The sequence below is a fragment of the Flavobacterium sp. genome (genome assembly GCF_043720215.1).
Classification (GTDB): Bacteria; Bacteroidota; Bacteroidia; order Flavobacteriales; family Flavobacteriaceae; genus Flavobacterium.
The window spans coordinates 1-5,609 of sequence record NZ_JAYSSZ010000042.1 but is presented as its reverse complement, the minus strand read 5'-3'; the positions used below and the strand labels follow the sequence as shown (position 1 = coordinate 5,609).

Annotated in this window: 5 protein-coding genes and 1 pseudogene; 3 read left to right on the top strand and 3 right to left on the bottom strand. The window is 30.9% G+C overall.

What is annotated here, in order from left to right; all coding sequences use genetic code 11:
- Positions 1-297: pseudogene (locus ACHZC3_RS01650) on the bottom strand (ribonuclease R); the annotation flags it as partial.
- Positions 298-1,054: 757 nt separating this feature from the next.
- On the opposite strand from ACHZC3_RS01650, the gene rpiB reads away from it, so the two are divergent.
- Both rpiB and ACHZC3_RS01640 read left to right on the top strand, forming a co-directional pair.
- A complete protein-coding gene (gene rpiB, locus ACHZC3_RS01645; RefSeq protein WP_394758134.1) occupies positions 1,055-1,483 on the top strand; it encodes a ribose 5-phosphate isomerase B in 429 nt (142 codons plus the stop codon).
- 99 nt (positions 1,484-1,582) lie between these two features.
- Positions 1,583-2,488 carry a cation diffusion facilitator family transporter gene (locus ACHZC3_RS01640; protein WP_394758133.1) on the top strand — a complete coding sequence of 302 codons (906 nt, stop codon included), beginning with the start codon at positions 1,583-1,585 and terminating at the stop codon, positions 2,486-2,488.
- Here the strand turns inward: ACHZC3_RS01640 and ACHZC3_RS01635 are convergent.
- Complete coding sequence (locus tag ACHZC3_RS01635) at positions 2,462-2,734, bottom strand: DUF1294 domain-containing protein (RefSeq protein ID WP_394758132.1); 273 nt, start codon at positions 2,732-2,734, stop codon at positions 2,462-2,464. The two genes, ACHZC3_RS01640 and ACHZC3_RS01635, sit on opposite strands and share 27 nt — an antisense overlap.
- Before the next feature lie 75 nt (positions 2,735-2,809).
- On the opposite strand from ACHZC3_RS01635, the gene ACHZC3_RS01630 reads away from it, so the two are divergent.
- Positions 2,810-4,936: a Tex family protein gene (locus ACHZC3_RS01630; RefSeq protein ID WP_394758131.1), complete on the top strand. Its 2,127-nt coding sequence runs from the start codon at positions 2,810-2,812 to the stop codon at positions 4,934-4,936.
- An 18-nt stretch (positions 4,937-4,954) separates the two neighbouring features.
- Here ACHZC3_RS01630 and ACHZC3_RS01625 read toward each other — a convergent pair.
- On the bottom strand, positions 4,955-5,609 hold a 655-nt coding region (locus tag ACHZC3_RS01625), incomplete at its 5' end, for a GLPGLI family protein (RefSeq protein WP_394758130.1).

Here is a 5,609-nt window from a genome sequence, read left to right as displayed (position 1 = left end):
AGGACAAACAAAATAAGCTGTTCTTCGAGAAGTCATGTCTATTTTTCCTTCGTAATAATCTTGTGAAATTCCTTTTACTAAATATTTTCCAGGTTCAGTTTCTACAATCTTATTTTGTGAAGCAAGGATTTTTAAATCCTTAATAATTTCGTTTCTACTTTTAGTATCATCTACTTCTAGTAGTGCTGAAATTTGTTTATAATTAAAAGGTTTATTCGCGTTTTGTGATAGTACTTTTAAAATCTTTGTTGAGAAATCTTTCTCATTTTTTCCAAACTTTTTTGGCATTTTACTCATAATTCATTTTTATAAAGTTGAAATTTACGAATAAGAATTTAGAATTTAGAATTTAGAATTCAGATTTAAAGAAAATATAACTTTTTGAGAAGATTAGAAAATAATAGATAAGTAGAAGAAAGAAACAAAAGTTACTTAAATCTTATCTCTTTCTTCTTGTCTCTTTTTTAAACTTGTCAACATTTATTAAATATTACAAAAAGAAAAAATTAAATTTAAAATTTTCATGATGGTTATTATAGCGTGTTAATAGTTACTATAACTTTCTATAATTACACACAATATGTAAGTTATACAATTTTATAACAATTTGTTAACAGATAAACATATAGTTAAAAGCTTCATTTATAACTAATTTTAAAAAGTTATTAACAATGGTTCATAAATTAAAAGAGGATGGTTTTGTAAATAAGTTTAAATCTAAATTTTGTTAACAACAACACTTTTTTGGTAGATAACTTTTATAAAAAAAACGCAAACTAAAGTTGATTTTCTCGATTTGGTTTTGGATTACAAATTTAATTTAAACTTCCAAAAAAAAGTTCTACTTTTCTATTCCAAGTTGTTAACAAAAGTTGTTAAATTAAGATTAATTGAACATCAAGTAATTACGTTTTGTTGTTAACAATGTAAATTTTATGTAAAATATATTGATTTTCAATAACTTATACTTCATTCTTTTTATTAAAGAAACAAATCTGAAATAAAACAAATCTACATTTCTTTCCTTAAATTTGTAACCACAAACACAACTACAATGAAAATTTCTATCGGAAACGACCACGCAGGACCAGATTACAAAAAAGCGATTGTTCAGTTTTTAGAACAAAAAGGACACACTATAACCAATCACGGAACAGATACTTTTGATAGTGTCGATTATCCAGATTTTGGTCATAAAGTTGCCCTTGATGTTGCTGAAGGAAAAGCTGATTTTGGTATTATCATCTGCGGAAGCGGAAACGGAATTGCGATGTCTGCAAACAAACATCAAGGAATTCGTGCTGCTTTGTGTTGGATAAAAGAAATTGCTGCTCTAGCTCGCCAACATAATGATGCTAATATTATAAGTATTCCTGCACGATATACTTCGATTCAGCAAGCTATAGAAATGGTAGATGCTTTCATAACTACAGATTTTGAAGGAGGAAGACACGCTACTCGAGTTGGGAAAATCAGCTGTTAATAAAGACAACTTAGACAACTTGATTTTTAGACTTCTTAGATTTTATAAGAAGTTCGATAATCTAAGAAGTCTAATGTCTAAAAATCTAAGAAGTATAAAATGTCTCACAGCCACAGCCATTCACATCACGAAGTACAAGGTAAAAACCTTTTACTTACAATAGTTTTAAATATTGTAATTACGGTTGCACAAGTTATTGGTGGTATATTGTCAGGAAGTTTAGCGCTTATTTCAGATGCGTTACATAATTTTTCAGATGTTTTAACTTTAATTTTTAGTTACATCGCCAATGTTTTATCCAAAAGAAAAGCTTCGTTAGACCAAACTTTTGGTTACAAACGAGCCGAATTGATTGCCGCTTTTGTGAATTCTATTACTTTAATAATAGTTGCTATTTATTTAATTTTTGAAGCTTCGCATCGATTTTCAAATCCACATGAAATTAAATCAAATTTGGTTATCTGGTTGTCAATTTTAGGAATTGCAGTTAATGGTATTTCGGCATTAATGCTCAAAAAAGACGCAGATCACAACATTAATATGAAGTCGGCTTACGTGCATCTTTTTACCGACATGATGGCTTCGGTAACGGTTTTAATTGGTGGAATTCTGATGAAATTATATCAAGTGTATTGGATAGACAGTGTCTTAACATTAGTTATCGCTATTTATTTAATATATGTTGGATATGATTTACTAAAAGAATCTACTAAAATGTTAATGCTTTTTACACCATCTAATATTGATATTAAAGAGCTTGTTCGCGAGGTTCATAAAGTTTCTGGCGTAAACAAATTACACCATATTCATCTTTGGCATCTTAACGACCACGAATTGCATCTCGAGGCACATTTAGATTGTTCGGAAGATATAAAAATGAGCGAATTCAATATATTATTAGAAAAAATAGAAGCTGTTTTATTAGAAAAATTCGACATTAATCATACCAATATTCAACCTGAATATCAGAAAGAAGATTCAAAAGACTTTATAGTTCAGGATTAAAATAAAAAACAAAACCTGAAAGACAATAATTCCAAAAAACTTCCATAAATAAGACATTTTTGAAGTTTTATGTCTAAAGAAAAGCATCGCTAATCCAGAACCGATAATTCCTCCTAAAAAGACAATTAACAAAAGTGTTTTTTCAGATATTCGATATTGATTCGCAACAGCCATTTTTTTATCATAACCAATCAAAATAAATCCAATGCTATTAATGATTAAAAAATAAATTAAAATAAACGACATAATTTTTTTGAATAAGCACAAAGATATTATTTTTGATAAATCTAAAATCTAACATCACAAATCTAAAATTTTTCGATGACCAACATACAATTTATAGCAAAGCAAGTTGCAACGACTCCAAAAAATATTGAAGCAACTGTAAAATTATTAAATGAAGATTGTACCATTCCGTTTATTTCTCGTTACCGAAAAGACACCACGGGAAATCTCGATGAGGTTTTTATCGAACAAATCGCAAAATTAAACAAGGAATATGATGTCATTGTAAAAAGAAAAGAAGCGATTCTAAAATCGATCGAAGAGCAAAAAGCACTTACACCAGAATTGAATAAAAAAATCTCTGAAAGTTTCGATTTGCAAGAAATAGAAGATTTTTATTTACCATACAAAAAGAAGAAAAAAACCAAAGCCGATGTCGCTCGTGAAAACGGATTAGAACCATTAGCAAAAATAATAATCGATCAAAAAAATGATGATGTCGATTTTATAGCAACACAGTATCTAAATGAAAACATTATAAATGAAGAAGCTGCCCTGCAAGGTGCACGAGACATTATTGCCGAATGGGTTAACGAAAATATTTATGTTCGTAAACAATTGCGAAGATTATACGAACGAAAAGCTACCATAACCGCAAAGGTTTCAAAATCTAAAAAAGATGACGAAGCAGCACAAAAATTCAGTCAATATTTCGATTGGAGTGAGAATTTAACCAAAGCAGCTTCACACAGATTATTGGCTATGTTACGCGCAGAAAACGAGGGATTTATCAAATTAAAAATCGAAGTTGATATTGATGAAGCGTATGATTTAATTGATGAAATTATCATCAAAAATAGCAACAGTTCTGCGATTTCTCATGTGCAATTAGCGATTGAAGATAGTTACAAAAGATTGCTCACCCCAGCGATTTCGAACGAAGCTTTGCAAGAAGCTAAAGCTAAAGCCGATGCCAATTCGATTCAGGTTTTCGCCAATAATTTAGGACAACTTTTATTAGCGCCACCTTTGGGAGAAAAACGAATTCTAGCCATCGATCCAGGATTTCGTTCCGGTTGTAAAGTAGTTTGTCTCGACGAAAAAGGCGATTTGTTGTACAACGAAACCATTTATCCGCACGCACCACAGAATGAAACTGCGATGGCGATGAAGAAGATAAAATCGATGGTAAACGCATATAATATCGATGCAATTTCAATTGGTAACGGAACCGCTTCAAGAGAAACAGAATTTTTTATCAAGAAAATTGCTTTCGATAAGCCAGTTCAGGTTTTCATAGTTTCTGAAGCCGGTGCATCGGTATATTCGGCATCAAAAATTGCTAGAGACGAATTTCCAAATTATGATGTTACGGTTCGTGGGTCGGTTTCTATTGGAAGACGATTGTCAGATCCGTTGGCAGAGTTGGTAAAAATTGACCCAAAAGCCATTGGAGTAGGACAATATCAACACGATGTAGATCAAACCAAACTAAAAGAAGAGTTAGATAATACAGTAATTCGATGTGTGAATTCGGTAGGAATAAACATTAATACAGCCAGCAAACATTTATTGAGTTATGTATCAGGAATAGGCGAAAAACTAGCCGAAAATATTGTACAATACCGCTCAGAAAATGGCCCATTTGAAGACAGAAAACAATTAAAGAAAGTGCCTCGATTAGGCGAAAAAGCATACCAACAAGGAGTAGCTTTTATTCGAATTTCGAATGCTAAAAATCCGTTAGATAATTCGGCGGTGCATCCAGAAGCCTACGGAATTGTAGAAAAAATGGCAAAAGATTTGAAACTTTCTGTAAATGATTTAATTGCCAATAAAGAAAAAACAGCGTTAATAAAACCAGAGAATTATATCACGCCAGAAATAGGTTTACTCACCTTGAAAGACATTATCAAAGAACTCGAAAAACCAGGATTAGATCCAAGAAAATCGGCCAAAGTTTTCGAATTTGATCCCAATGTAAAAACAATAAAAGACCTTCGAACAGGCATGATTTTACCAGGAATTGTTAACAACATTACCAATTTTGGTTGTTTTGTCGATATTGGAACTAAAGAAAGTGGCTTGGTTCACATATCGCAACTCAAAGCAGGTTTTGTGAGTGATGTAAATGAAGTGGTTAAGTTGCACCAACATGTTACTGTAAAAGTCACGGAGGTTGATGAGGATAGAAAACGAATTCAGTTAACGATGATTATTTAAAAATATGTATTTAATTTTTTACAAAAAAGCATTCCATAAAAAAATATTTTTTTGTCTTTTTTTCTCCTCTTCATCAACACCATAACCGAACCAATCTTTTGTTTTTTCCGTTAAAAGCGTTTGTAATTCTTTAGAATTATATGTTTTTTTGGACGAAATTGGTTTTATTTCGACTGTATTACTAACTTGTAAATTTATTTTTGTAGCTATAAATGATGTGTATAATCTAGGAATTGTGAGTCCTAAAATCATTCCTGGTAAACCATTTACAGAACAAGGTCCGCCAGAAATGGTAATATCGTCGGTATAAAAAGCAAAAACATAAACATCATCTAATATTTTTCCAACAGCTTTTCGGCAATTATATCCTGCAATTTCTCTGTTTTCGTTGGTAATTTTCCATTCTATGTTGGCAATGCTATCAGAAATAACGAAATTGGTATTTGCTATTTGTTTTTGAATATTCATCGTTTTTGTAGCAAAATCAAAATACCAGATATTTTCTTCATCTGCTTCTTTTTGATATTTTGGTATTCTTGTTTTTTCACTCCAACGCTCAAATTTATAAATGCTTTTGTTTTCTGCAAAAGTATAGGTGTAATAAGATGTTTTGAGTTCCGAAAGATTGTCTTTCATTTTCTCGTCCCAGCTATTATTACTCATTGTCTTTTTG

Excerpts from the sequence above, each read along its gene's own strand:
- rpiB (WP_394758134.1), top strand. The coding sequence starts at position 1,055 with ATGAAAATTTCTATCGGAAACGACCACGCAGGACCAGATTACAAAAAA.
- ACHZC3_RS01640 (WP_394758133.1), top strand. The coding sequence starts at position 1,583 with ATGTCTCACAGCCACAGCCATTCACATCACGAAGTACAAGGTAAAAAC.
- ACHZC3_RS01635 (WP_394758132.1), bottom strand. The coding sequence starts at position 2,734 with ATGTCGTTTATTTTAATTTATTTTTTAATCATTAATAGCATTGGATTT.
- ACHZC3_RS01630 (WP_394758131.1), top strand. The coding sequence starts at position 2,810 with ATGACCAACATACAATTTATAGCAAAGCAAGTTGCAACGACTCCAAAA.